The 26,603-nt window shown below is 40.2% G+C and carries 27 protein-coding genes and 4 tRNA genes; 14 read left to right on the top strand and 17 right to left on the bottom strand.

Features of this window, described 5'->3' with window-relative positions:
* Window positions 1-298, bottom strand: a 298-nt coding sequence (locus E0H89_RS09270) for an NAD(P)/FAD-dependent oxidoreductase (RefSeq protein WP_131216367.1), incomplete at its 3' end; no start/stop codon positions are given.
* A gap of 188 nt (window positions 299-486) precedes the next feature.
* Between E0H89_RS09270 and E0H89_RS09265 the strand changes: the two genes are divergently transcribed.
* The 5 genes from E0H89_RS09265 to E0H89_RS09245 all read left to right on the top strand — a co-directional run bounded on the left by E0H89_RS09265 (window position 487) and on the right by E0H89_RS09245 (window position 4,926).
* Window positions 487-1,098 (top strand): DUF1285 domain-containing protein, encoded by a 612-nt coding sequence (locus E0H89_RS09265; protein WP_131216365.1) that lies wholly within the window; start codon window positions 487-489, stop codon window positions 1,096-1,098.
* 47 nt (window positions 1,099-1,145) lie between these two features.
* Complete coding sequence (murI, locus tag E0H89_RS09260; protein ID WP_131216363.1) at window positions 1,146-2,018, top strand: glutamate racemase; 873 nt, start codon at window positions 1,146-1,148, stop codon at window positions 2,016-2,018.
* 133 nt (window positions 2,019-2,151) lie between these two features.
* Window positions 2,152-3,180, top strand: a complete 1,029-nt coding sequence (locus E0H89_RS09255) for a DUF4062 domain-containing protein (RefSeq protein WP_131216361.1) — start codon at window positions 2,152-2,154, stop codon at window positions 3,178-3,180.
* A 66-nt stretch (window positions 3,181-3,246) separates the two neighbouring features.
* The gene (gene hemH / locus E0H89_RS09250; protein ID WP_131216379.1) at window positions 3,247-4,260 is read left to right on the top strand and encodes a ferrochelatase; all 1,014 of its coding nucleotides are present in this window, start codon (window positions 3,247-3,249) and stop codon (window positions 4,258-4,260) included.
* Between the two features lie 21 nt (window positions 4,261-4,281).
* A complete protein-coding gene (locus E0H89_RS09245) occupies window positions 4,282-4,926 on the top strand; it encodes an MBL fold metallo-hydrolase (protein ID WP_131216359.1) in 645 nt (214 codons plus the stop codon).
* A 792-nt stretch (window positions 4,927-5,718) separates the two neighbouring features.
* On the opposite strand, the gene E0H89_RS09240 is transcribed toward E0H89_RS09245, so the two are convergent.
* Window positions 5,719-5,904: a DNA gyrase inhibitor YacG gene (locus E0H89_RS09240; protein WP_131216357.1), complete on the bottom strand. Its 186-nt coding sequence runs from the start codon at window positions 5,902-5,904 to the stop codon at window positions 5,719-5,721.
* 84 nt (window positions 5,905-5,988) lie between these two features.
* On the opposite strand from E0H89_RS09240, the gene E0H89_RS09235 reads away from it, so the two are divergent.
* The 3 genes from E0H89_RS09235 (at window position 5,989) to E0H89_RS09225 (ending at window position 8,357) form a co-directional block, all read left to right on the top strand.
* The gene (locus E0H89_RS09235) at window positions 5,989-6,663 is read left to right on the top strand and encodes a class I SAM-dependent methyltransferase (protein WP_171459149.1); all 675 of its coding nucleotides are present in this window, start codon (window positions 5,989-5,991) and stop codon (window positions 6,661-6,663) included.
* A 7-nt stretch (window positions 6,664-6,670) separates the two neighbouring features.
* On the top strand, window positions 6,671-7,873 hold the full coding sequence (locus E0H89_RS09230; protein ID WP_131216353.1) for a TIGR03862 family flavoprotein: 1,203 nt from the start codon (window positions 6,671-6,673) through the stop codon (window positions 7,871-7,873).
* Window positions 7,874-7,946: 73 nt separating this feature from the next.
* A complete protein-coding gene (locus E0H89_RS09225) occupies window positions 7,947-8,357 on the top strand; it encodes a GFA family protein (RefSeq protein ID WP_131216351.1) in 411 nt (136 codons plus the stop codon).
* A gap of 54 nt (window positions 8,358-8,411) precedes the next feature.
* Here the strand turns inward: E0H89_RS09225 and E0H89_RS09220 are convergent, their stop codons facing one another.
* A complete protein-coding gene (locus E0H89_RS09220) occupies window positions 8,412-9,026 on the bottom strand; it encodes a hypothetical protein (RefSeq protein WP_131216349.1) in 615 nt (204 codons plus the stop codon).
* Window positions 9,027-9,036: 10 nt separating this feature from the next.
* On the bottom strand, window positions 9,037-9,819 hold the full coding sequence (locus tag E0H89_RS09215; protein WP_131216347.1) for a class I SAM-dependent methyltransferase: 783 nt from the start codon (window positions 9,817-9,819) through the stop codon (window positions 9,037-9,039).
* A 123-nt stretch (window positions 9,820-9,942) separates the two neighbouring features.
* Here E0H89_RS09215 and E0H89_RS09210 point away from each other — a divergent pair, with 123 nt between their 5' ends.
* The 3 genes from E0H89_RS09210 to E0H89_RS09200 all read left to right on the top strand — a co-directional run bounded on the left by E0H89_RS09210 (window position 9,943) and on the right by E0H89_RS09200 (window position 12,640).
* Complete coding sequence (locus tag E0H89_RS09210) at window positions 9,943-11,214, top strand: hypothetical protein (protein WP_131216345.1); 1,272 nt, start codon at window positions 9,943-9,945, stop codon at window positions 11,212-11,214.
* Between the two features lie 161 nt (window positions 11,215-11,375).
* Window positions 11,376-11,573, top strand: a complete 198-nt coding sequence (locus E0H89_RS09205) for a hypothetical protein (RefSeq protein WP_131216343.1) — start codon at window positions 11,376-11,378, stop codon at window positions 11,571-11,573.
* Between the two features lie 113 nt (window positions 11,574-11,686).
* A complete protein-coding gene (locus E0H89_RS09200; protein ID WP_131216341.1) occupies window positions 11,687-12,640 on the top strand; it encodes a 2-hydroxyacid dehydrogenase in 954 nt (317 codons plus the stop codon).
* 46 nt (window positions 12,641-12,686) lie between these two features.
* Here the strand turns inward: E0H89_RS09200 and E0H89_RS09195 are convergent, their stop codons facing one another.
* The 7 genes from E0H89_RS09195 to glyQ all read right to left on the bottom strand — a co-directional run bounded on the left by E0H89_RS09195 (window position 12,687) and on the right by glyQ (window position 19,623).
* The gene (locus E0H89_RS09195) at window positions 12,687-13,190 is read right to left on the bottom strand and encodes a hypothetical protein (RefSeq protein ID WP_131216339.1); all 504 of its coding nucleotides are present in this window, start codon (window positions 13,188-13,190) and stop codon (window positions 12,687-12,689) included.
* Window positions 13,191-13,398: 208 nt separating this feature from the next.
* Complete coding sequence (locus E0H89_RS09190) at window positions 13,399-14,004, bottom strand: hypothetical protein (protein ID WP_131216337.1); 606 nt, start codon at window positions 14,002-14,004, stop codon at window positions 13,399-13,401.
* Between the two features lie 368 nt (window positions 14,005-14,372).
* Window positions 14,373-14,762, bottom strand: a complete 390-nt coding sequence (locus tag E0H89_RS09185) for a hypothetical protein (protein WP_131216335.1) — start codon at window positions 14,760-14,762, stop codon at window positions 14,373-14,375.
* A 142-nt stretch (window positions 14,763-14,904) separates the two neighbouring features.
* Window positions 14,905-15,435, bottom strand: coding sequence for a hypothetical protein (locus E0H89_RS09180; protein ID WP_131216333.1), 531 nt, complete (start codon window positions 15,433-15,435; stop codon window positions 14,905-14,907).
* Window positions 15,428-16,495, bottom strand: coding sequence for a hypothetical protein (locus E0H89_RS09175; protein WP_131216331.1), 1,068 nt, complete (start codon window positions 16,493-16,495; stop codon window positions 15,428-15,430). The genes E0H89_RS09180 and E0H89_RS09175 overlap by 8 nt, the downstream gene beginning before the upstream one ends.
* A 69-nt stretch (window positions 16,496-16,564) precedes the next feature.
* Window positions 16,565-18,634, bottom strand: coding sequence for a glycine--tRNA ligase subunit beta (glyS, locus tag E0H89_RS09170; RefSeq protein WP_131216330.1), 2,070 nt, complete (start codon window positions 18,632-18,634; stop codon window positions 16,565-16,567).
* Window positions 18,634-19,623, bottom strand: coding sequence for a glycine--tRNA ligase subunit alpha (gene glyQ, locus E0H89_RS09165; RefSeq protein WP_131216329.1), 990 nt, complete (start codon window positions 19,621-19,623; stop codon window positions 18,634-18,636). Before glyQ ends, glyS begins: the two co-directional genes overlap by 1 nt.
* Window positions 19,624-20,378: 755 nt before the next feature.
* Between glyQ and E0H89_RS09160 the strand changes: the two genes are divergently transcribed.
* Window positions 20,379-21,185: a transglutaminase-like domain-containing protein gene (locus E0H89_RS09160; protein ID WP_131216328.1), complete on the top strand. Its 807-nt coding sequence runs from the start codon at window positions 20,379-20,381 to the stop codon at window positions 21,183-21,185.
* 273 nt (window positions 21,186-21,458) lie between these two features.
* The gene (locus E0H89_RS09155; RefSeq protein ID WP_131216327.1) at window positions 21,459-22,565 is read left to right on the top strand and encodes an HPP family protein; all 1,107 of its coding nucleotides are present in this window, start codon (window positions 21,459-21,461) and stop codon (window positions 22,563-22,565) included.
* Window positions 22,566-22,626: 61 nt separating this feature from the next.
* Here E0H89_RS09155 and E0H89_RS09150 read toward each other — a convergent pair whose 3' ends face one another.
* Complete coding sequence (locus E0H89_RS09150) at window positions 22,627-22,893, bottom strand: PspC domain-containing protein (protein WP_131216326.1); 267 nt, start codon at window positions 22,891-22,893, stop codon at window positions 22,627-22,629.
* A gap of 300 nt (window positions 22,894-23,193) precedes the next feature.
* On the opposite strand from E0H89_RS09150, the gene E0H89_RS09145 reads away from it, so the two are divergent.
* Complete coding sequence (locus E0H89_RS09145; RefSeq protein ID WP_131216325.1) at window positions 23,194-23,826, top strand: hypothetical protein; 633 nt, start codon at window positions 23,194-23,196, stop codon at window positions 23,824-23,826.
* 68 nt (window positions 23,827-23,894) lie between these two features.
* Here E0H89_RS09145 and E0H89_RS09140 read toward each other — a convergent pair.
* The 5 genes from E0H89_RS09140 to E0H89_RS09120 all read right to left on the bottom strand — a co-directional run bounded on the left by E0H89_RS09140 (window position 23,895) and on the right by E0H89_RS09120 (window position 26,551).
* A tRNA-Lys gene (locus E0H89_RS09140) sits at window positions 23,895-23,970 on the bottom strand.
* Window positions 23,971-24,208: 238 nt separating this feature from the next.
* A tRNA-Lys gene (locus E0H89_RS09135) sits at window positions 24,209-24,284 on the bottom strand.
* A gap of 64 nt (window positions 24,285-24,348) precedes the next feature.
* Window positions 24,349-24,424 (bottom strand) — tRNA-Lys (locus tag E0H89_RS09130).
* 17 nt (window positions 24,425-24,441) lie between these two features.
* Window positions 24,442-24,517, bottom strand: a tRNA-Lys gene (locus tag E0H89_RS09125).
* Between the two features lie 192 nt (window positions 24,518-24,709).
* A complete protein-coding gene (locus E0H89_RS09120; protein ID WP_131216324.1) occupies window positions 24,710-26,551 on the bottom strand; it encodes a long-chain-acyl-CoA synthetase in 1,842 nt (613 codons plus the stop codon).
* Window positions 26,552-26,603 lie beyond the last annotated feature (52 nt).

Raw genomic sequence — 26,603 nt, 5'->3', positions numbered from 1 at the left:
GTGATTTTTCATCTGACAGCAGGAAGAAAGTTTTGTCTTCTGTTACAGGCACATTAAGCGGTGCGCCTTGTTCTTTCCAGTCAGGGAACAACTCATTCATGGCACGCGGTTCAAGTACTGCACCCGACAGAATATGTGCACCGACTTCAGAGCCTTTTTCCACGACACAAACGGACAGATCGTTTAGATTGTTTTCAATTGCAAGTTGGCGAATTTTGATCGCTGCAGAAAGACCCGCAGGGCCTGCGCCTACGATAACGACGTCAAACTCCATCGATTCACGTTCGATGTGTTCCATGTAGGACTCCTCATATGATTTGAAGGTGGCAACCGTCATGATTTTGCTCGGCGCTGCCATGAGTGTTCTTAAAGCCCAGACACAATTTTATTATCGTGTCTTTTATATTGTGGGCTAGTATAGTTTTAAACCGTGATCTAGCCAATTGGCTGAATCATATTATTTTTCCGTCAGCAGGGGTATTCCGTATGATTAATCAAAATAATTCACCAAATCAGACGAAAAATGTCGATATTCCTGATAATAAAAATTTAATGGGTATTACACAATACTTAAAAGATGCACAGACCGGTCACAAAAGGTCAATCCCCCCCTTGGATCAATTTAAGCCAAAGCATTGCGGTGCAATGGATTTAAAGGTAAAAGCCAATGGAGAATGGTGGCACGAAGGTCAATTGATCAACCGCCAAGCCATGATTGACTTGTTCTCAACCGTACTTTGGAAAGAAGACGGTAAGTTCTATCTAAAGACCCCGGTAGAGCAAATTGAAATAGAAGTAGAAGATGAGCCTTTATTTGTTAATCAGGTAGATCTGGTTAAAATTGAGGGTAAAAGCTATATTCAATTGACCACTACTACTCAAGATATTGTGATTGTAGATCAGGAACACTCACTTTTTATGCGTGAATATTTAGGTGAATTACGTCCCTATGTGCATGTTCGTTTTGGCATTAATGCCTTAATTCAACGCGCTGCTTTTTTCCATTTAATTGAAATGGGACAGCTCCTTGAAAACGCTCAAGGTAGTACCATCTTAAGCCTACAAAGTGGCGATTTATACTTGCAATTAGGCACCTGAGGTTTAAGCTTAGTTCTCCCCAATTTCGAACTGCTGAAAGTGAAGCTATGACAGCCATTCATCCTATTTATCCTTTAATAAATCCAATGCCTAAGGCGCAACCTGATGCGCCTATTGGAATTTTTGACTCTGGAATAGGTGGATTGTCTATCGCACAGGACATTGCAAATTATTTACCCAAAGAACGCATCCTGTATTATGCAGATACTGCAAATGTACCTTATGGACCGCGTGATGATCAAAATATTCGCGATCTGACCGCAAATGCAATTGAATGGCTCTATCGCCAAGGCTGTAAAGTGGCCGTGGTTGCATGCAATACTGCATCTGCCTTTAGTCTGGATTATTTACGTGATCATTATGGTGAAGACTTTCCAATTATTGGTTTAGTACCGGCATTAAAACCTGCTGTATTACAAACCAAGTCAAAAACAATTGCAGTTCTGGCAACGCCAGCGACTTTTCGGGGCAAACTGATTCAAGATGTAATGCAACGTTTTGCCTTACCTGCCCATGTGAATGTCATTCCTGTGACCTGTCTGGAATTGGTGCCCTTTGTAGAAAGTGGTGCGCAGATGAGTGCGGAATGTTTAGCGACATTAAAAGAAATATTACAACCCGTGGTAGACCAAGGGGCAGATTATTTAGTCTTGGGATGTACTCACTATCCCTTCTTAAAACCTGCGATTGAGTCAATTTTTGGTCAGAAACTGACATTAATTGACTCTGGAGTACCAGTTGCGCGACAAACAGCCCGAATTTTGATTAAAAATGAGTTATTATTTGAGCAAGATCAAAAAGACAGCTTACGAATTGAATGTCATGTCAGTGGCAATAATGCAGAAAATTTAAAAACTGTGTTGCAGTACCTGATTCAAGAGAATTTAACTTGGGATATTCGCAATATTACTGTTGAATAAGCAAAGAAACGCAGCTAGTCTTTTGAAATATAGCAAAAAATTAAATTTTTAAATTGGGGTATTCGATTACAGCGCAACTGCTCAGCATAGCTACAGTTGGAGTATGTAATATGCAATTGGAAGAGGATAACCAATGCTCGATAAGCGTTATCAGGTTTTTATTTCTACGTCTGGGAGTGAAATGCAACCAGAACGTATTGTTTTAGCTCAAACTCTAGTGGGGATGGGGTTCTTTTCGTGGGGATTAGAACAACGTACCCCACTAAGTACGGCGTTTGCACGTCGTCAAATTGATGACTGCGACTATGTGGTCATTCTTTTGGGCAGTCAATATGGCGAGCAATCTGTGTCAGGTGTCGGGTATATGCACCTCGAATATATTTACGCTGTTACCAAACAAAAACCGATTATTGTATTTATGCATGAAAATCCGGCATCGCGGGACCCTGCTTTGCAGGATCAAAAACCGGAACTTCGCGAAAAATTCCTAGAATTCCGTAAATTATTACAACAAGAAGCCGATCAAATTTTTACTTATCGTAGCATTCGTGACTTAGAAATGGCGGTACGCTTTAATATGCCGCAAATGCTTGAACGCTATCCTGTTTCAGGATGGGTTCGACCACAGAATACTCAGTCTTTGCATGACGAAATTGATCAGCTTAAAGCTAAAATTGAACAACTTGAAACAGAAGTGGGCAAACGAGAAGTCGATCCGTTCTTATCTTTACCCAAAGTTTCAATGCATGAATTATTTTCTTTTGAATATCGAATGCATGCTTATCAAGACGGTAATTTCAAAGAACTGAAAGTTCAAAAGAAACTAACTTGGGCACAGTTACTGAATATTTTAGGCAGCATGTTTGTCAATCCGACACCAGAAGAATATTTTTCTAAATGTATAAATGAATATTTAAATGACACAGGTCTGGCAGATGCACGTGTGGAAATGCCTCGTGCCCATGCAGTGGCACGTGCGCAAATTAATATTCGTGCTTTACACAGTATTAAAATGCAGATGCGTCAAAATGACTGGATTGTACAATCTGGACGTGATGACCGTCAGCGGATGTTGTGGCACATCACTCCCAAAGGGCAAAAGCTTTTAGATAGTAATTTGCTTGAGAATAATCGTGTTTTTCAATTTAAGTCACCGTATTAATTCATATAGAGAAAGTGCAGAAAACTGTTAAAGTAGGCCAGTTCATCTATGTTGGAAAAGGGTTTGATGTTTTCTGCACCTAAAGTGAAAGTCACCATTATTTTAGCCAATTTGGGTACGCCAGACGACCCCACTGTTCCTGCAGTCCGTCGCTTTCTGAAGCAGTTTTTATCTGATCAGCGGGTCATTGAAATTCCAAAACCCGTTTGGCAACTCATTTTAAGACTATTCATTTTGCCATTTCGACCCAAACGTGTGGCTCATGCTTATGAAATGGTATGGGGGCAAGATTCGCCAATGCGTGAAATTCTGTTGCAACAGGTTCAAGCAGTTCAATCGCATTTAAGCCAACACTATTCAGACTTTGAAATCAATATTGTGCCGGCCATGAGCTATGGTAATCCCGGAATTCAAAGTGTATTAGCCAATTTGGCTGAACAACCACAAGACCATATTATCTTGCTGCCACTATTTCCACAGTATTCGGCAACTTCGACCGCTCCACTGTATGATGCAGTTGCAAAGTGGATACTGACTCAACGTAATTTGCCGGGCTTATCAATTATTCGCGATTACTATCAACATCCTTTGTTTATTCAGGCTTTGGCGCAAAGTGTACGGGATTATCAAGCTGAACATGGCTCCGCAGAAAAACTGTTGATGTCATTCCACGGCATTCCGCAGCCGTATGCTGATAAAGGCGATCCTTATGCAGACCGCTGCCGTATTACTGCGCAACGCGTGGCCGATGAGCTTGGGTTAAAGGATGATCAGTGGGCAGCCAGTTTCCAATCTCGTTTTGGTAAGCAAGAGTGGATTAAGCCTTATACCGATGCACTTTTAACCGAATGGGCAGAGCAAGGGGTGAAATCAGTACAAGTGATGAGTCCGGCATTTTCTTCAGACTGTTTAGAGACTTTAGAAGAACTGGCCATACAAAATGCCGAACTGTTTAAGGCTTTGGGTGGTGCACAATATGCCTATATTCCCGCATTAAATGCCCGTGATGATCATATCGCATTGCTCACAACTTTACTTCAAGCTAATCTTGATGCATTAACGCAAACATTCGCCCACTAATTTCACCGAGGTTTCGCCCTTATGTTGCAAGTCAAAATTGTGCCAGTCACGGCCTTTCAGCAAAACTGTTCAATTGTATGGGATGCAGACAGCAAAGAAGCAGTTTTGATTGACGCGGGTGGTGAGCCTGAAAAATTGAAAGCCGAAGTGGAGGCATTGGGTTTGAAGGTCAAGGCTTTATGGTTGACCCATGGCCATCTGGATCATGCCGGTGCAGTAGGTACATTAACCAAATTATGGAATGTACCTGTGATTGGTCCACATAAAGAAGATGCTTTTTGGCTGGACATGATTCAGGAAGTCTCGGCAAAATATGGATTTCCAATTCCGGAAAAAGTAGAGGTTAGCCAATGGCTTGAAGGCGGGGAAGTTCTGAAACTGGGTGAGGAAGAATTTGAAGTCCGTTTCGCACCAGGTCATACCCCGGGTCACGTGATGTTCTATAACGAAAATTATGGGCTATTATGGACAGGGGACGTGCTGTTTAAAGGGTCTATTGGTCGTACCGACTTTCCACGCGGAAATCATCAACAGTTGCTAGATTCAATTCAGCGTGAATGTTTTAGTCTGCCAGATGAAACTCAATTTATATCGGGTCATGGTCCAATCAGTAGTATTGGTTTTGAAAAACAACATAACCCTTTTGTGGCGAATAAAGCAGGTTAATACCTTTGTTTAAGAGATTGATGAATAAATTTCATCAGTCTCTGCGAAAAGGACCACTATGTAACTGCTTTAGTTCTAAGGCAATAATAATAGCTGAAAAAATAAACAGGATGCCGATCCAAATAATAATGACATCATGGGTATAAATTCCAAAACTTAAACTTACAATACCCAGTAAGACAAATAAAAAAAATAGAATTTTTAAACACCATAGTCCCATGAGGGGATCTCCTTTTTTATCGTTGTTAATTTTTATCGTTATTAGGTTTCATTACTAAAATATATCGATTTTAAGTGTTTAGTTATTAGAAAAAAATTTACTGGTATTTTCGTAATGTTATTATAATTTAAAAAAGTGCTAACTGGTTATCATTTTTATTGATTAATAAGAAAAATTTAACAATGATAAAACATATTTTCAGTCCCTAATTTTTTAATTATATGTTGATAAAATATAAAGTAATTTAAGACAAAATAATAAAAAAGAGATTTCAGTCATAAAAAAGATTTATTAAGTCATATTATTTTACATTTACTTTAAATTGGCAGAGGAGGTTCATGAAACTCTGGTTTACCAAGGCAGCATTATTTATTTTTAGCTTAATGGCATTTTATGCTTAAGATCAGGTTTTACCGTCAAGATCTGATCATTATGGCGGTTGATATACTTCTTGTTTTTTGCATTGTTGTTTTAGGCTTAGCATACAAAAGCTGGATTCTAATCTACTTTGCTAAAGATTGATGAGCCTTATTCACCAACCTGTATACTATTTATTATTCTAAAAAATCCTTTTAAAAATCATCTTCTTCACGGCCGCCATCTGCCTGTGGTGCATCTTGAGTAGGCAATTTGTATTCATCATTTGCCCAAGCGCCCAGATCAATCATTTTACAGCGTTCTGAACAAAAAGGACGGAATTCGTTATCTTCCCAAGTCGAAGGTTTACCACAACGTGGGCAAGGAAAAGTGCGAGGCATTTTATTCTCCGGATAAAAATGATGATTCAATTAGTCAAACTCAGCCGCTCTTGCTAGACTTGAGCCGATTTTTGTTAGTTTGATCTGATTATGCCAATTCGTCAATTTCAAGCACAGCGTATGCACGCGCCTCGTGATTTTCAAATGATTAGCCCAGAGCCAATTTGTGTGGAAATTGGTGCCGGTAAAGGTAAGCATGCCTTGCTTTTTTCGAGTCAGCATCCCGAACATAAATTGATTGCAATTGAACGTACCCGTGAAAAATATGTGGCTATGCAAAAACAGCATGCCTTGGAAGGACAAAGCAACTTACAGGCGATTCATGCTGATGCCATGCCATGGATCGTGCATGCTTTACTGCCGGCGCAAGTACAGCAATTTTTTATTTTATATCCCAATCCTGAACCGCATAATCCGGCACAGCGCTGGTTGAATATGCCATTTTTTGAATTTTTGCTGTCGCGTTTACAGGTCGGTGGCACAGTGACTTTGGCCAGTAATATTCCTGAATATATCGCAGAAGCACAGCAACAGTTGATAGATGTGTGGAAATTACCGTTTATTAAAGAGGTAATTCCAGCCACTTCAGCACGCACCCATTTTGAAATTAAATATTTGGAACGTGGTGAATTGTGTCAGCAACTCATCATTACCAAGCCAGAAGGCTACACGACCCGTTTTGATGACTTTATGCCGCTGCAAGGTCAAAATGCGGTGATCGAAACTGCATCAGAAACGAATGTAAAAGATGCTGAATAAGTTGGCTATGAAAAAGCGTGTCGCAATTATTGGCGCAGGTCCTGCCGGACTGATGGCTGCGGAAGTTTTGAGTCAATACGATTATGAAGTGCATGTCTATGAACAAAAACCCTCGGCCGCCCGTAAGTTTCTAATGGCAGGTAAAACTGGCTTAAATATTTCTCATGCCGAGCCTGTAGTACAATTTATTCAGCACTATGATCAAGCAGACTGGCTTGCAGCTTGGATAAAACAGTGGGATGCGAACTGGATTCAACAATGGATGAAAGGTTTGGGGATTGAATCCTATATCGGTTCATCTGGGCGGGTATTTCCGGTTGAGATGAAGGCTGCACCACTGCTTCGTGCCTGGTTAAAACGTTTAGCCGAACATGGGGTGATTTTTCATTATCGGCATCAGTGTCTGGACTTAAGCAGTTCCGAATTACAGTTTAAAAACCTGGTCACGGAGCAGGTTGAAACTCAGCAGTTTGATGCCATTGTAATGGCCTGCGGTGCAGTGTCATGGTCACGACTTGGCAGTGACGGGGCATGGCAACAATGGTTCTCTCAGGATGAAATTGAAGCCTTTCAAGCCAGTAATGCCGGCGTAGAACGAGTTTGGTCCAGATTTATGCAACCGGTATTTGGTCAGCCTTTAAAACGGGTTGAGGCATGGGTGGATGATCAAGCCAAAACCATGGGCGATATTGTAATTAGCCATTATGGTTTAGAAAGTGGTTTGATCTATAAACAGGGGCGTGCGCTACGTCAGCAGCTTAAAAATGGTCAGGCCATGCAACTGTATTTGGATTTAATTCCCGAGCAGACAGTTGAGCAACTCGCGCAAAAATTACAACCGAGTAAAAAGCAGTCATTAAGTAATGTCTGGCGCAAAGCCGGTCTAGACCATGCCAAAGCCAATTTAGTTCGTGAACTGGTGACTAAAGATCTATGGAATGATCCACGAGCTTTGGCACAGCAGATTAAACATTTACCTATTCCTTTAGCTGGCTTTCGTCCAATAGAAGAAGCCATTAGCTGTGCCGGTGGAGTCAAACGAGAGGTGTTGTCTGAACAACTGCAATTAAAGTCAAATCCGCATGTGTTCTGTTGTGGAGAAATGCTGGATTGGGATGCACCGACAGGCGGTTATTTATTGACTGCATGTTTTGCCACGGGTCGTGCTGCGGGTGAAGGCGTACAGAGTTATCTGGCGATAAAAGAATAACAGCAAATATTTTGAACCGTAATTTAAAGCATGTTAGGTTGATCACTCAAACCTTATAAAAAATGCGACTGTTATGTCTGAACAAAATCTATATAGCGGAAGCTGTTTGTGTGGCGGTTTACGCTATGAAATTCAGAGTGAAATCGGTGACATCGTGCAATGTCATTGTCGAAAGTGTCGTAAAGCCAATGGCACAGCTTTTGCCACCAATGCTCCGATTAAAAAAGCCGATTTTAAAATTGTGCAAGGCGAGCATTTGTTGAAAAAGTTCCAATCCAGCGCAACCACTCAGCGTTGTTTTTGTGCTGATTGTGGCTCGCCGATTATCAGTATTAAAACTGAAACACCGGATCTGTACCGTTTAAGAATTGGCACACTGGATACACCACTTCAGCAAAAGCCGACCCAACATATTTTTGCTGCCTCCAAGGCAGAATGGGATACGATTTGCGATGGCTTGGTACAGCATGACGGGCGACCATAAGTCATTGCAATAAAGATGAAGGAATCAAATGATCCCTTTTTTATGTACCCCATTTTAGTAGTTAGATTGAGTGGTCTCGGATTTAGCTGCTTCAGCTTTTTTTGTTTCAGCTTTGCTCGTTTCCGGATATTGTGATTGCCAATGTTCAAGCTGTTCTTGAGCATGTAAAAACTCACCTAAGCCTTTGACTCGATCGCCTGAATTTTTCATTTCATCCACTTTTTTATCTTTATTCTGATCATACAGTTTGGCTTGGTCTTGCCAGTATTCTGCAATTAAGCCTTGAATATAGCGACCTTGCTGGGTTTTCAAATCCAGATCTTTCAGCATATTGAGTGCCGACTGAACATTGTCACGTTTGCGGTTATGCGCAAATTCATCGGTAAGTGAACCCTTTTCCTGCATTTTCGTCAGCTCGTCTTCCATATCATCACTCATTTGGGTGAAGCGCGTGTCGAAGTCGGTGAGTAAGGCAATATCATGTTGATCATCTGCAGTTTTCTCGAACGCTTTGACCGGTTCGGTAATCAAATCCTGCATGACTTTATCTTCAGGCTGAATTTTATCGTTTTGAGTGGTGCTATTTTTGCTGTTATCACAGGCCGTCAGAAAGATGCTTGAACATAATAAAACAGGCAGACCCAGTTGTTTCAGTTTAATATTTTTCATGATGATTCCTTTATTTCTGATCGATTTTTTTAAAATCATAAGCATGGGTTACATAAGGGAAGGTAATTTCATCTTGTGGATATTTACCAGTGTAGCTGAAGACAATCTGTTCAAATAGGGCTTTTAATTGCTGTTGTTCTTGGTCCGGCATTGCGGCAATAAAACTGGTGGAAAGCAGACGCTTAGACACTACATTTTCTACTGTGCCAACATGCTTCAGCTTAAAAGTCTGGACATTTTCCAGCTGAAATAAGGATTGATGCTGAAACACATTTTTCCACTTTCCACTATGATAACGAGGTGTGTTACCCTCCAAAGGTTCAATCAGATCTGCCAGTGCCTTGACCCAGTCAATGTTTATATCACGTTGATTCCAGATCAGGGCCAAATGTCCGGATGGTTTCAAGGCTTGATGAATTTGCTGTAAAGTCTCAAGATTGGCAAACCAGTGGAAGGATTGTGCACAGATGACCGCATCCATACTATTTGCAGTGACAGGCAAATGTTCACTAGAGGCTTGCAGGGTTTGAATCTTTGGGTATATAGCTTGCAGCTGTGCCAGCATTTCCTGAACCGGTTCAATCGCGGTGATGTGCGAAGTAATCTGCTGTAAGTAGGGCAAGAATTTGCCCGTGCCGGAACCGAGATCGATAACATGCGATTTTTCGCAAAGTTGCAGCTGATCTTGCAGCCAGCTGACGATATCTTGTGGATAATCGGGACGCACCTGTTGATAAAGCTCTGCAGCAGAACTGAAACCTTTTTGAGCAGCTGGATGAAGTGATTGTGTCATATTTTGCGCTTTTTAATATTCTTGGCATCTATAAAATAACATAGTCGCTTTTCGTAAATAGGCAAGGTGTCTATTTGTTCTATTGACTGTACAAAACAAGGGCCGATTTGCTTCGGTGTGGAAATGGAAAAACACATTATTTTTGAAGACGAACAAATTCGTGCAATATTTTTAAAAGGTTCATCGGATGAGCTGGTTTTCTCTTTTGGCGATTTAATTACCCGTGCCAAAGGGTTGTCGATTAATGCCGAAAAATCCTTGCATAAACATGGTTTTAATGTGATCGGGATTATGCCGAAGCAGAAATCGTGGTTTCCGGAAAGCTCAATGCGACAGATGTCTGCCGAGATTCAGGAACTGATTGCGTCCTTTAAAACACGGATTGGCTATGGCGGTTCAATGGGGGGGTATGCTGCAATCAAGTATTCAAATTTACTTGACTTAAAACGCGTGGTTGCATTGGTACCCCAGTATTCAATCAATCCTGAAGAGGTTGAAGACCCGCGCTATAACATGTTTTTCCATGAGGAACTAAATGCCAATATGCAGGTGCAGCCTGAAGATGTTTCCGCCGAGCGTGAATACATTGTGGTTTATGATCCTTACTATCCAGAAGATCGCGCGCATTATTTAAAACTTGAGCAGGTTCTGCCTCAAATTCACACCTTAAATTTACCCTTTACCGGCCACGATGCAATTGCTGTGCTTGCCAGTTCAGAATTACTGCATGACTTTTTATTGCATGAATTTGATGAACCCTATTTCTATAAAAAAATTCGTCAGGTCAAAAAGAGCAGCAAGTTCTATTATCGTAAAGTGATTGAAAACTTATTGCCGCGACATCGCAATGCCTTGGGTTCAATTTTAATTAACAATGATTTGCAGCTGGATAGCCAGTTTTTTGATGCGAAGTTGAAACAGAATTTACTGCGAGAATTGCTGAGTAACAAGCAAGTCAGTCAGCAAGATTTACTGAAACTCGGTATTCAGGTGAATCTGCCCCAAGAAAACCGTAGTCATTTATTGGACTGTTTCGGCCATGGGTTGGTATTCAATGTGATTAGCCAAAAAATTGAAAGCTACGCCGCCGGTGCCATTGCCTTAAATCATAAATTTCTGATCCCAATTTTTGCCAAGGGCAGTGGTTTGGTGCAGATTAATTTAAATGATGAGCGCTATGTTGTGGCAATGAATGACCGTCATGTGATGAAGCTGTTTAAGGAACAGGAACCTTTAACAACCGGCATGCATCCCATTGTGATCAAGAAATATAGCGATTTTTATTTGCTCAGTTATAAGCATTTAAACTTAAGTAATAATGAATACGGCAGTCATGATTTTATTGAAGACACGCCCGCAACTGCTCAATTCGTCACTCAACCGGAACTGTCTTAAGCCTTATTGAATAGCCTGTGATTGTTTAAAACAAACCCGACTTTGGTCTTATTTTGACCGCTTGCTTTATATTTTAATCGGTCTAAGATAGAAAATATAAGGCAAGTTAAATTTGCTAAATGTTGAACAACAAACAAATAAACACGACAGGGTGCTTAAGGATGAAACGTGATTTTATACCGGCTGTGCTTTTAACCATTATCTCTATATTCATACCTTCCTATGTTTTTGCCCAGAGTCCAGATGCCACCTATATGATTATGGGCGGAGGATTGCTGGTGGTGTTTGCCTTGGCAATCTATGTATTTTTTGAAATTCGGAAGTCGATTCAAGTCCATATTAACAAACCCACTAAATAGTGGGTTTTTTCATATCTGCTACCTGAATTTGGTTGAAAAAGCATATACATCTGGCTTTTAATGCATGAGGGGATAATTTGCAGCCCCCCTCTGAACCCGCCAAGGAATGCATCATGAAAGCCGTATTTTTAGATTATGAATCACTCGATAAAAATGATTTGGATTTTAGTGGGCTTAAAGCGGCTTTTGATAAGTTAAGCCTATTTCCAAGCACTCAGCCAGCGCAAGTTTTAGAACGTGTGCGGCAGGCAGATGTTATTATCAGTAATAAAGTGCTGGTGGATGCGGCAACGATTCAGCAATGTCCGAATTTAAAACTGATTTTAATTTCCGCAACAGGCACAAACAATATTGACCTGATTCAGGCACGTGCACAGGGCATTGTGGTGGGTAATTGTCAGGGTTATGGCACTTCGGCTGTAGCACAGCATACCTGGGCGTTAATGTTGGTTTTGGCTACCTCATTGCTCAAATATGACCGCGCGGTGAAACAAGGTGAATGGAATAAAGCCTCGCAATTTTGTTTGCTGGATTTCCCTATTATTGAACTGGAAGGCAAGACTTTAGGAATTATTGGTTATGGTGAATTAGGACAGGCGGTTGCAAAACTGGCTGAAGCGTTTGGCATGAAAATACTGGTCGGATCTTTACCAAATCGTCCAACTGATGCCAGTCGTATTCCTGTTGCAGATTTATTGTCTCAAGTAGATTTCCTGAGTCTGCATTGTCCATTAACCGACGATACCCCTGATTTGATAGATGCCCAAGCCTTCGATACCATGAAACCGAGTGCATTTTTAATTAACTGTGCACGTGGTGGCATTGTCAATGAACAAGCGCTTGCAGATGCTTTACGCCAAGGCAAAATTGCCGGAGCTGCAACCGATGTTCTTACCATTGAACCACCGAAAGACGGCAATGTGTTATTGGCAGATGATATTCCAAATTTAATCATTACCCCACACAGTGCGTGGGGCAGTGTTGATGCCCGACAACGCATTGTGCAGCAGATGCTCGACAATGTAGCAGCGTTTAAAACAGGGCAACCCATTCGACAAGTGAATTAACCGACTCCCAATTTCGCCATCTTCTGAAAAGAAGAGAGCAGATTCATTATAAGTTGGTGGTTGCATTGTTTTGTACTGGCTGTACTTGGATCGAGGGTACGGATTGAACGGGAGCGGAATCCACTCCTGTCGATGACTGACTCAAAGGGTGGGAAACAATGGGCGCAGGCTGGTCATTTGGACTACCCATAATTTCATCTTTGGTTTCATTCAGTTTTTTATTTACTGTTGCTGCTGCATGTTGAGATTTTTCTTTTGCTACCGCCGATTTTTCCGTAGCAAAATCTTTGGTTCCTTCCCAGGCATTTTCAACTTTAGGTTTTACTTTCGCGATTCCTTTTTGTGCAGCATGATCAACTTTTTCAGCCGTATTTTGCACCGATGTTTGCGCCTTGTGGGTAATCACTTTAAAAATATTGGGATTATCACCATATGGCGCAGCCTGACGCTGTGTGGGAGTCGCAGTTTCGGTTGTCGTCGTCGTTTGAGCAAAAAGTGGAGTTGAAGCCAAAATTACGCTGGTAATTAATGCAGTTTTTATCTTTTTCATTGTAAGTTTTATTCCTGTTTCTAACTATAGTTTCAGTTCCAAAGCGTCATTTTCATTGTAAGGGCAAATTTTTCAGGCAAGAAGAAATCTGGCAAAATTGATACAGCAAATTACATGATTTACTAGATTGTAGATAAACGACTAGCCACCTTAATTAAAGAAAAGCCCATAAAAATGAGCTTTTCAGAGATAAATTTTAAACACTACGTTATTTTTGGTGACTCACTGACGCATTTGTGTCTAGACCTACTTTTGCATTAGCCGCAGGAGTATTTAACTCAACTTTGGCATTTGTATTTAGACCGGCATTGCCTGACGGTGAAGTTACAGTATCTTTGGTTTTTTGCAATTTTTCACTGCTAAAGTTTTTGGTTTTATCGGCTTTATCAGCGACGAAGGTTTTAGTTTTATCTGCTGTTTTCACGGTTGCATCTTTAACTTTTCCAGCTTTATTTACGACTGCCTGAGACTTTTCTGCAGTAAATTTTTTGGTGTTTTCTACAGCTTTTTTACCTGTGGTTCGAGTTTTATCAACGCCTTTTTCTACACCATGATCTACTTTGACCGCAGTGTTTTTAATGCCTTGACCTGCTTTTTGTGTTGTATTTTGAATACCTTCGTCTGCTTTGTGAGCAGTGCTATGAATACCTTGACCAACTGTGTGGGTGGTATTTTTTACCCCGTTAGACAAGCTGTGCAATATACCGGGTTGTTCTGTTTTTACATCTGCTGTCGCTTGTACTGTAGTATTTGCGAACAGAGGAGAAGTGGCCAATAGTGCAGTGGTAATCAATGCAGTTTTAAGGGTTTTCATCGCTTAAATGTATCCTGTATGGCGAAACTCGAATGTTCACCGAGTTATAAGATTTCACATAATAAAGAGATTAATTGAGAAGTGATTGGTTGGAGAATAAAGTCACACGTTTTAGCAACACTGAATCAACAATATTGATAGGAATATGAATGGAATTTATAGACCTGATTTTTGTAATGATTTGAATTTTATTTATTTTTATAAAGAAAATAAGCCTTTTGATATTCTAAATGTGAATTTTGAAACATCATCAGAAATAGGGATAAAAAACTTTTTAGGTTGCAGTATAAACTGGAATGCTGGACTAAAATTTTTCGAAAAAGAGCAGAACCACCAATTCAAATTTGAATCAGTGATTCTTGGCTGTATTAGTCACATTGTGCTAAAGCATCTTCATGAAAATGATGGCGTAATGCTAAGAAGTTCTTTTGTACTACGGTATCATTAAGATCAAATTTGTTTGCTGTACTTGTACCGTCTTTGGCAAAAGTTGCAGAGCCACCTGAAATGAGGGTTAAGCCTTTAAAAGCCCACTGTTCGACTGACTTGCCTGCTTCTAGGTTGCCCGTAAATTCAATCACGCATTTCCCGGGAAATTTGGTCAGTTTGGCTTTATTGTTGGTCGTGTTTGGATAGACTTCCAGGTTTTGGACTTCCTGTAATACACCTGTTTCAAGCTGTGGGATTTTTGGTGCAGATGTACAAGCTGTAACTGCGATACTCGCAAGACCCGTCAAAATAAGAGCTTTAAATTTCATATGATTCTTTCTTGTTGAGTGTTGTTAGTTTGAGTATATGAAAAATATAGGGATATGCCTATAAATTTTGGTAAATTTGAAATTTAGAGTTTAAGAAATTCCTTGTAAGACACATAAATTATCGAAATTTAGAATAACCATCTTACTTCTTTTGTGAAACAGGTCCATTTCTTTTAGCGAAATCTTCACCCTCTTTATTTCTCTTTAAGGTTATTTCGAGGAAACTATTTGGTAGCAAAGTACATATCAATGCAAAAATTTGAAAAATACTTAATAAAAATAAATATGCAAAAAATAGGCTTCTAAGCCAATATTTTATGGGTTCGAAAATACTTATATTTTTGACAATAAAAATAACAAAATTTGTCAAAATACAAAGTATTAATATGAAAGTAATAATAACAAGGCTTAAACTCAATCTTTTAAAAATTTCATTTTTATCATTTTCATAGATTTTTTTTAAACCAGATGGTTCTTCTTGATTGAAAATCTTAGAAATAGTATCAGGGTAGAATAAGGCTAACCATATTCCCAAGATTGCAAAAATAATGGAAGTAGTACTAGTTATATTTTCGAAAATATTTTTTTGATCTTCAAATGGAATCCACTTACCCACAAAGAAAGCTATAAGTGTAAATAAAGTTATGAGCAAAATTAGTTCACGTTTATTCATCTTTTTCTTCTTCTAAAAGAAGGATGTCCTTTTTATGGTTATTAAGCCAACCTAATAATTTATCTGTATCAAAAATATTATTTTCGTTTCTTTCGATATCTAGTTTAAATTCGTCATTAGCTATGCTTTTACTAAGCCAATAAATTTTGGATGAATTTCCTAATAAGGAAAAACCTAGATCATCCCATTTACTATTAAGAGATGACTGTGCTTCCCACTCTTCAAGAATTTTAACTAGTTCTTCTTTATTTTGAGGTTGATAGTCTGTTTCTAATGAAAACTTAATAGTCTTTTCATTAACTTGATCTTTTTTACGTAGTATTTTATTTGTAAAACTTTGCCAACCACTAATTTTCAAAAAATCTATAGTTGAAATCTTATTGTGCTGATGAATTTTTCTAATTTGTGAATGATTTTTTGTAAGGAAATCAATTTTTCCTTTATTTCTAATCAATTGTAAATGAAGTCTTCCCACTAAGTTTTTATATACATTACCTTCATCATCACCCCATCCTGTAATAATGTGCTCAAAAGAGTCATCCGTATTCCTTTGCAAGCTACTTAGCACATAACTACTTAATTTAGAGAAAAACTCTTTGAGATATTTTTCTAAATTCAATCTACCATTTTGTGTGTAATCAAAGCTAATAGTTGCAACTTTCCCCTCCTTAACCATGAAGTAAAAGTAAGTTGGAAATCCAGGAATCTCATCATCCGATATATTGTTAAAATTAATATTAGCTTCACCAACTTTAGAAGAGCCTGAAATAGAAGGTACTTTATTGTTAGTAGTCGCTGACTCATTCCATGTAACTAATAAAAAATCATTTTTTATTTTTTTTATGTCATAGCAAAAAGTTTTTTTTACATCTTTGTCATCAAATGGAGCATAAGTACATGTTTCTTTTAACTCTTTATCACCTTGGGTAACCCATTCTTTTAAATCATTTAAAAAAACTTCAAGATTACCGAAAATTGCCTTTTCATCATTTCCTCTTTCATAAAGACCACATTCTTTGACTTTGTATAAAGTTATCTTAGCTATAGTATTAGAAGACATATTATTAATTTCATTAAAAAACCCCACTAACTTATAGCGGGGTTTTATTTAAACTTCAAGCATTTACGCTTAGTGCTGTAACACCGAAATATCAGCCACTTTCGTAAACAAATCACGAAGCTGAGCAAGCATACGTAAGCGGTTTGCTTTAAGGTCGGCATCATCTGCCATGACCATTACACCGTCAAAAAACGCATCGACAGGCACGCGAAGAGCAGCAAGTGCAGACAATGCAGCGGTGTAGTCTTTGGCAGAAAATAACGGTTCAACCACAGGCGCAATTTTCGCAAGTTCAGCGAACAATGCTTTTTCAGCATCTTCAACTAAGTTTGCTTCAACCACTGAACCTGCAGGCGCAGTTTCTTTTGCAAGAATGTTTGCAACACGTTTGTTTGCAGCAGCAAGCGCAGCCGCTTCAGGCAAGGCACGGAAGTGATTTACCGCAGTTACACGCTTGTCAAAATCAAGAGGAGATTTTGGTGACAAGGCTTGAACAGCTTGAATCACATCAACAGCAACGCCTTGGTCTTCGTATTTCGCACGGTAACGACCTTCTAAGAATGCAACAGCATCAGCTAAAGTCTTGTCGTGATCTTTCAATACATCGCCATAAGCAGCCAAAGCCAGCTTGATCAGATCTTCAATCGACACATCAAGCTCGTTTTCAGTGACAAGACGAAGAATACCAATTGCAGAACGACGTAATGCAAACGGGTCTTTAGAACCTGTAGGTGCCTGACCAATACCGAAAATGCCTGTGAGCGTGTCTAAACGGTCGGCAAGAGCAATGGTTGTACCTGTTTTGGTTTTCGGTAAAACGTCACCCGCGAATTTAGGTAAATACTGCTCACCTAAAGACTCAGCGACTTCCGCATTTTCACCTTCAAGACGTGCGTAGTAAGTACCCGCGATCCCTTGAAGTTCAGGGAATTCACCCACAAGCTCAGACGTTAAGTCACACTTCGCAAGAAGGGCAGCTTTTTCAGCATCCGCAGTATTCGCACCTGTAATAGGAGCCAGGGCAACAGCCAGTTTTGCAATACGTTCAGACTTGTTCCAAAGTGTACCAAGCTCAGCTTGGAAGACCATGTTGGCAAGTTTCTCTTTACGAGATGCAAGCGGTTGTTTTTGGTCTTGCAAGAAGAAGAATTCAGCATCCGACAAACGTGGACGAACAACTTTCTCATTACCTTCAATAATTTGTGTCGGGTCTTTCGACTCAATGTTCGACACAGTAATGAAGTACGGTTGAAGTTTATTGTCAGCATTCACTAAGCAGAAGTACTTTTGGTTGTCCTGCATGGTGGTGATCAATGCTTCTTGAGGCACAGCCAGGAAGCGTTCTTCGAAGCTGGCACGAAGTGCAACTGGCCATTCAACCAATGCCGTTACTTCGTCACGCAGGTCGCTTGGGACAATCGCAATCGCATTTACTTCATCAGCCAAGGCTTTCACTTGCTGGTCGATAATCGCTTGACGTTCTTCAAAGTTCGCAACTACATAAGCCGCTTTTAACTTAGCAAGATATTCATCTGCATGGTTCAGTGTAATCGCTTCAGGTGCATGGAAACGGTGACCGTAAGTCACATTTCCTGCTTTATGATCCTGAATCGTTGCATCAACAACATCGTTGTCTTTTAACAATACAACCCATTTCACCGGACGTACGAATTCAGTACGGCTAGCCGCAGAACGCATACGTTTAGCAATCGGCAGGTTGTCCAAAGCATTTTGCAAAATTTGCGGCAGTAAAACGTCTAGGCTTTGACCTTTGACATCTTTCAAGTAACAAACCTTTTCAACTTTACCGGCTTGGAAAGTCGATACTTGATCTACCGTGATGCCTTGACCGCGCATAAAGCCTTCTAATGCTTTGCTTGGCTTACCTTCCGCATCATAAGCAGCTTGTAGCGCAGGGCCGTCAAAACGTTTTTGTGTATCGGCTTGAGCACCATCAACATTAACGATTTTTAAAGCCAGACGACGAGGTGCTGCATAAGCTTCAATAGAATCGAATGCAAGACCTGCATCTTTTAAGCCTTTAACGGCTTCTGCTTGTAGTGCATCACGTAATTTTTTTAAGCTTTTTGGTGGAAGTTCTTCACAGCCCAATTCGAACAATACGGTATGTTTAGACATTATTTCTTCTCCGCTGCTTTTTCTGCTTGAGCCGCTTCCGCTTCAACTTGTGCTTTTAACTGTGCAAGGACTTCATCACGTAATTCAGGTTCTGCCATCGGGAAGCCAAGCTTGGCACGCGCTGCCACATAACTTTGTGCAATTGAACGTGCCAAAGTACGGACACGTAGAATATAACGTTGACGTTCAGTCACTGAAATCGCGCCACGTGCATCCAGCAAGTTAAAGCAATGTGAAGCTTTAATCACTTGCTCATAAGCAGGCAGTGGAAGTTCCGCTTCAATTAAACGCGTTGCTTCAGCCTCATAAAAGTCGAACAATTCAAACATTTTTTCAACATTGGCATATTCGAAGTTATAGGTCGATTGTTCCACTTCATTTTGGTGGAATACATCACCATAAGTCACCGTACCGAACTGACCTTTGGTCCAAACCAAATCGTAAACCGAGTCTACACCTTGCAAGTACATTGCCAGACGTTCCAGACCGTAAGTGATTTCACCAGTCACCGGGTAGCATTCAACGCCACCGACTTGCTGGAAGTACGTGAACTGAGTCACTTCCATACCGTTCAGCCAAACTTCCCAACCTAAGCCCCAAGCACCCAGTGTTGGAGATTCCCAGTTGTCTTCGACAAAACGGATGTCGTGTACCAGCGGGTCAATTCCGATTGCTTTTAATGAATCAAGATAAAGCTGCTGGATGTTATCCGGGTTTGGTTTCAGTACCACCTGAAACTGGTAGTAGTGCTGCAAACGGTTCGGGTTTTCACCATAACGACCATCTTTCGGACGGCGTGACGGTTGAACGTATGCAGCATTCCAGGTTTCAGGGCCAAGCGCACGAAGGAAAGTCGCAGTGTGGAATGTCCCTGCACCCATTTCCATATCGTAAGGTTGCAAAATGACGCAACCTTGTTCAGCCCAGTAAGTTTGTAAGGCAAGAATTAAGCCTTGGAAGGTATCAATATGCGATATGGCGCGACTCATGGTCATCCACTTAGAATTAGAGAAAAATTGTGCTCAATTATAAGGACTTTGTAGAGGAGTGGCAAAGGGTTATACAGGAATCATCGAGGCTTTTGACGGATAGGGAGGGTGTATCGAAAAAGCAGAAAAATATAAAGAATGGCTATAAGGGGCGAGATATACAACACGACAGTTAAATTTTGCAGCGTCAGATTTGGCGGAAAAATAAATCCTAACAAATCACTGAAGCCCCAATAATTCAAAATGATGGTCACAAAATTTAAGATTTTTAAGTATTTTGAAATAATTTAACTCAGAAGCAGCAAAGGAAAAATGCTCATGAAGAAAATAAGATAAATACAGACAAGTAAAAAAATGGCGCATTAAAAGTGAGCATGATGCTCTTTAATACTGTACTGCGCTTATAAAGCTTGAACAGAAAATAAGGGGCTAAAAACAAGTGTACCAAATGGACTGACTAAAAGCGCTAAACATAAATATCCAAGCTTGGGTTGTAAAGACTGAGAGAGCCAATCGACAAGTGCCTGCATAGTACTAGATGTAGTGATTTTGCTTTGATCACAATGCTAAATTTAGATTAGTCGTTTATTTTTATGACTATTTTTTACGATGATATAAAAATTAAGAATAAAGCAGATATAGAGCGTTATTTAAAGGGCATTATGAGAAAGATAAACTGATCTTATACGATTATTTGTGTGAAATTGGTTTAATCTGCATACAGTAAAAATAATGTTTAAAAAATAAGGAAGACCATGACAACTTGTAAAATTCAATGCCATTTAAAATACAAGATTGTCCAAGCCACAGAATTTGTTTTTCAGCTTCAAGCTGCACATCATCCTGACCAGACCATTATTGAAGAACAGCTGATATTTAATCCGCCAATCGAATGGCGCGAATTCCAAGATTCAAGCCATCAAAATCGTCATATTCGTTTGCATGTCGAACCATGCGATGCTTTTGAAATAAATTATAACGCGACAGTTGAACGTCATTCTGTAGTCAATGCAGCTGTTCAGCAAAACCTTAATGAAGTGGCAGTTCCTAATCTGCCGGATGAGGTTTTGCCGTATTTGTTGGCCAGTCGCTATTGTAATTCAGACCTGTTGGGGGATATGGCGAACCGGTCATTTGGGTGGATGAAGCCGGGCTATAGTCGTGTCAAAGCCATTGAGCAGTGGATTTATAACAATATTTTTTATGTGTCTGGTAGCTCTGACCAGTTTACCACAGCAACAGACGTACTTATCCATCGCGCGGGGGTATGTCGTGACTTTGCTCATTTGGGAATTGCCCTGTGTCGTGCTTTAGGGATTCCGGCACGGATGGTAGTCGGTTATGTCGAGATTGAAAAATTTCTACCGGATTTTCATGCCATTTTTGAAGCCTATTTAGAAGGTGGTTGGGTGTTGTTTGATCCGACCCGTTTGGCGCCTGTAGAAAATTTAATTCGAATTGGCACTGGAATGGATGCCGGGGATGTCGCATTTTCGACATTTTATGGTGAGATTGAGCTGATAAAGATTGAACCCCTTATTACTGATCAGGTGGATGGCTAAGGAGGAGATTAAAGGTGATTAAAGGTGTTGCTAAGTACAATGCTTTTAAAGCAAGGTGAAATGTTCACTGTGCAGCATTATTTGGTTAAATCATTCTGGAGAATGAATGAAAAATATGGCTCAATCTTTATGAAGGCTGTAATTAATGTATAGGTTTTTTATTTTAAAAGTCTATCAATAAATTGATAAAGAAAAGATATAAAATGAATACACCTTTATTTGGCATCATTCTATAATTTGCGACTTCCACTTAAAAACCACAAAAGGCGTGCCGTGTTTCATCCACAACTTGAATGGCTCAATACCCTAAAACCTAATTTTAAAATCCTTCCGCTAAAAGACCGCCTGTTGTGTGGCATAGGTGCATTGATGGGGCTTGCACTTTCATCGCTGATCAGCTGGTGGGTGTTAGGCGATATCAACGCCTGGTATATCGCGCCAATGGGTGCCTCATCAGTATTGCTGTTTGCCGTACCGGCCAGTCCATTGGCTCAACCGTGGAATATGGTGGTTGGAAACAGTCTTGCAGGCATTATTGGTGTGACCTGTGCAATGTATATTCCTAACTTAACGGAAGCCTTTAGTGTTGCGGTCGGTCTCTCGATTGTCTTAATGATGACCACAGATTCCTTGCATCCACCGAGTGGGGCGGTGGCTATCACTGCTGTTTTGGGGGGAGAGGCGGTACACCAACTTGGATACAACTTTATTTTCTATCCGGTTTTATTGAATTCTATGTTGTTGCTGGTAATTGCGATTGTATTTAACCGCTTGCTAGGCAAACAATATCCGCAAGTGGCACAAATCAATCAGCGTTCTAAAGACCCAACACCCACCCAAAAAGTCACCATTCAACCGCAAGATATTCAGGACACTCTGGATCAGCAAACCGAGCTTTTGGATATTAGTGAATATGACTTACAGAAAATTATTTTAGCAGCACAAGAAAAGGCCAATGCACGAGGCGTGAGTCATTTTAAGTGTCAGGACATCATGACAAAGGATGTCATTAGCTTAAATGAAAACGATGATATCCATTCCGCTTTGGATAAATTCAAGCATATGAATTTAATGAGCTTGCCAGTGACAGATACTCAGCATCAATTGGTGGGAACACTGGCTTTATATGAAGTGGTGGAGTGGTTTAAACGTGCCGCAGATTTAAGAACCACTTGGGAGCGTCAAGTGAAACATATCATGGTGCGTCAAGTCGTCACCGTGAAACCCGAACAACCGATTCAGGATTTGGTGCCGTATTTTGTGGAACGTTCTTTTAATTATATTCCTGTGATGGACAACCAGAGAATGGTCGGAATTATTAGCCGCGCCGATATGATTGCCGCATTGAATCAAGAACTAAATTTGGTGGCTAAAATTTAACACGGGCAAAAAAAAGCTACGACTGATTGGGGTAGTAGTCGTAGCATAAAACAGGAAAGTATTAATGGTATGGATTAGCGTCTTGATTTACCATGCGAACCGGATTTTTATAGCCGTGAGCAGGGTCTATCTGAAACTGTTTTTTAGGCATAATCAACCATAAAACCAAATAGACTAAAATTCCTGGAAATGCGGCGCTCATGATGGAAACAAGGACAAATATAATGCGGAGTAAATTTGCATTCCAACCAAATCGTTCAGCAATACCACCCATTACACCTGCAATCATGTTTTGTCGGTTAGAGCGATATAAACCAACATTGGCCATCTAGGTCTCCTTAAATTAGAAAAGGTATGAGGTTAAATCAACTTACCTATAGTTTAGAAATGGTGATGTAAATTTTTTTTTAAAGTGAGGAAGACTGGAAAATGGTTAAGTTGTGTAACTGAGTATTCGTTATTACCAGAGTACACCATAGAATAAAGTTGGCTTGAAAGTTTGATTTTTTGTTTATAAAAATCAAATAAATACATAATTAATAAATTAATATTTAATTCTCGTCTAGGTTTTAAATCATATTTTTTTATTTATGAGATGAGCTTACACAGTATTTAAAAGGAGTGGTCGGTGTTTTCAGTTGCGCATTTGGGATTTTATTTCCGCTGGAGTTTGATTCTCATCGGGCTAGGGGGAGTAACTGCATGTGATTTTAGACAAGAACCCAGAGACATTCATCCACCTTCTAATGAATTACAGAAGTTAAAAGAAATCGAGCAGGCAAACACACTCACTCAAGTTGCAGGCCGAGCAACTATTCCAGAAGACACTATTAAGACCTCATCACCCATTCAGTCTTATGAAAAGCCATTTGTTGGGCGTTATCATGCCCAAATTCTGTGTAGTGATGATTTTATGCCCTGCACTGAGGGGACTGCTGAATATATTCTTAATTTAGGTGAAGATGGATCAGTACATCGCAGTATTGTGCAATATGGGAAAATTTTTACTGAAAAAACTAGACCTGAATTCAGCAATGCAAATTATCGCCGTGATAGCTGGTCAGTTAACCAGGCAGAAGCAGAATTGATTGTACATCGCAAGGAGGGGGTGGATATTTATTACCAGATCAAAGATCAAAACCATTTAGTTATGGATCTGGAAAAAATTAATAAGGGTAAAAACAAAAAAATATTTGAACGAGGTTACCCTCAACCTTCTAGAGCATATGAGCTGGTGAGAGATTTATCTAATTCGAAATAGAAAACTTGAAATATTTTGATTTAATGGACACATGTTTTATGTTTAACATAATAGGCGAAGCATAAACTTGGTGGGTTGTGAGGGGCTCGAACCCTCGACCAATAGATTAAGAGTCTACTGCTCTACCAACTGAGCTAACAACCCTGAACGAGGATTGGTGAACTTAAAGCCTCGCTTTAAGGGTTCACCCGAGTCCAAGAAAAAATCGAAGATTTTTTAAAGATGCATTAAAGTACTGTGTTTTAAAAACATCGGTATAGCAAAATTTTGAGAATGGCAAATCTACCGAAATGGTATGGTTTGTCTTGGTCGGAATATGTGCAGGTTTCGTTTCTATTGTAGTATAGATATTTTAGTACAGAAAGAAGCATTAAGAAAAATATGGTGGGCCGTCCGCGACTCGAACGCGGGACCAATGGATTAAAAGTCCACTGCTCTACCAACTGAGCTAACGGCCCATATTTTCAGAGAAAATATCTGAGAAGTAAAAAAGCTTCCCTTTTGAGAAGCTTCTTAGAATCTTGGTGGGCCGTCCGCGACTCGAACGCGGGACCAATGGATTAAAAGTCCACTGCTCTACCAACTGAGCTAACGGCCCAAGATCATCAAAATAAGTGGTGGGCCGTCCGCGACTCGAACGCGGGACCAATGGATTAAAAGTCCACTGCTCTACCAACTGAGCTAACGGCCCGAAACCAACATTCAAGCATTGCCTGAATGCACAGTGTAAGAAAATAAGGAATTTCCTAAACACCACTTCGTTTTGATGGGCGTATTGTAGCAAGTTATTAAACGAGCGCAAGTAAAAATTAGCAAACTTGTTGATGTTTGATTATAAATGCAACAAATTTGCTATATCTACTCAAAAAACAGCCATTTTGAGCTAGAAACGGTATTGATAAGCTTGAATATAGTCGAATATTTCTGCTGTTAAGTCAGAGTATCCCGTGGCACTCGGCAGTAAAACCAGCAAGCGTTCGTCTGTTTTATGGGGATCAAAAGCTTGTTCTTTTAGCTTGTTCTTTTGGTATTTAAAAGTACCTGTGGTTTCCACCTGCGCTTGAACACGCAAGAACACCGGAACAGCATAAGCAGGCAAGCATTTTTTAAATTCGGTTACCATCTGCTGTAAATCTTCTGCAGTTAATTGTGCACCCTCTGCCAAGGTAATTGCTGCCATACCTGCACGACCATTGGTATTTGGGATTTCTACTCCGTATACCACGGCTTCAGCAATTTTCTCATATTCACTAACTGTATTTTCAACTTCAGTAGTCGATACATTTTCACCTTTCCAGCGGAAAGTGTCACCTAAGCGGTCTACAAATTGGGCATGACGGAAGCCAATATCACGGACCAGATCGCCAGTATTAAAGAATGCATCACCGCGTTTAAACACATCTTTCATAATGACCGATTTGTTCTTTTCAGGATCGGTGTAGCCGTCAAAGGGTGAACGACGGGTAATCTTGCCAATCAATAAGCCGACTTCACCTTTTTTAACTTTCTTACACCAGCCTTTGGCGTCTTTTACCGGTGCATTGGTTTCTTTATCAAACTCAACAATTGCATAAGGGGTAGGGGAGAAACCCACGGTATTGTCAAAATTAAACACGTTACTGAAACCGACATTACCCTCACTGGATGCATAGAGTTCAAGAATTTCTTCCACTCCAAAACGTGCCTTGAATTTATCCCAGATATTGGGGCGCATGCCATTGCCAATCATTTTTTTAACACGATGGCCCTGTTCAAGTTCAGAAACCGGAGCATCCATCAGATAACGGCACAATTCACCGACATAACCAATTGCCGAGACATCAAATTTCTGCACATCTTTCCAGAAAGAAGAAGTGGAATATTTGCGTCGTAAGGCCAGTGTGGCATTGCCGGCAATGACACCGCACCAGCAGACCACGATACCGGTTGCATGATATAGCGGCAAGGTCACGTACATGACGTCCTCTTTATTCAGATTTAACACATGTCCATAGGTGCCATAGGCCAAAGTCCAGCGGCTATGCGTGAAAATGACTGCTTTAGGCAGACCGGTCGTACCTGAGGTATAGATATAAAATAAGCCATCTTTACCTTGAATGGTGTGCGTGGTTGGTGTGTTGAATTTGGGAAAGTTATCGATTTTATTTGCAAGATTTGCCCAGCCTTTCGGGGCTTGACCTGCATCAATTTGAGTGGCTTGATCAGCAAACCAGTGAAAACGATCTGCTGCGAGCGCTAAGTCTTGATGTACTTCTTCTACAGCAGGACGGCATTCTTCTCCGGCAATAAGGGCGATTGGCTTAACCAAATTAATACTATGCGTGAGTGCTTTACCTGTTTGTGAGGTATTGACTAAAGCGGCCGTCACGCCAATTTTCGCTAAAGCAACAACAGTCGCCACCAGTTCAGGACGGTTTTCCACCATCACCGCGATGACATCGCCTTTACGGGCGCCAAGGGACAGATAAAAGTGCCCGATTTGGTTAGCCCATTCATTTAGTTCTTGATAGCTGAATTTTTGATCTTCGAATAATAATGCTATACCGCGAGGATTACGCTTGACCGCTTTTTCAAAGGCAATACCTAATCCTGCAGGGGTGTCGGATGTGCGTAAATAGGCTTGCTTGAGACCACTCAATAGGTGGGGGACTTTGCTCATAAATTTAGGTAGTTTTGCTGCAACATCAGCAATGCCAATAAGATCGCTCTGTGGGGTGTGGTTCATAAGAATCCTATTTATTTTTCATAATCCAATATGTCTATTTGTTTGCGACTAT

This window comes from Acinetobacter sp. ANC 3781 (assembly GCF_004331285.1).
Taxonomy (GTDB): domain Bacteria; phylum Pseudomonadota; class Gammaproteobacteria; order Pseudomonadales; family Moraxellaceae; genus Acinetobacter.
This window is presented reverse-complemented; position numbering and strand designations above follow the sequence as displayed.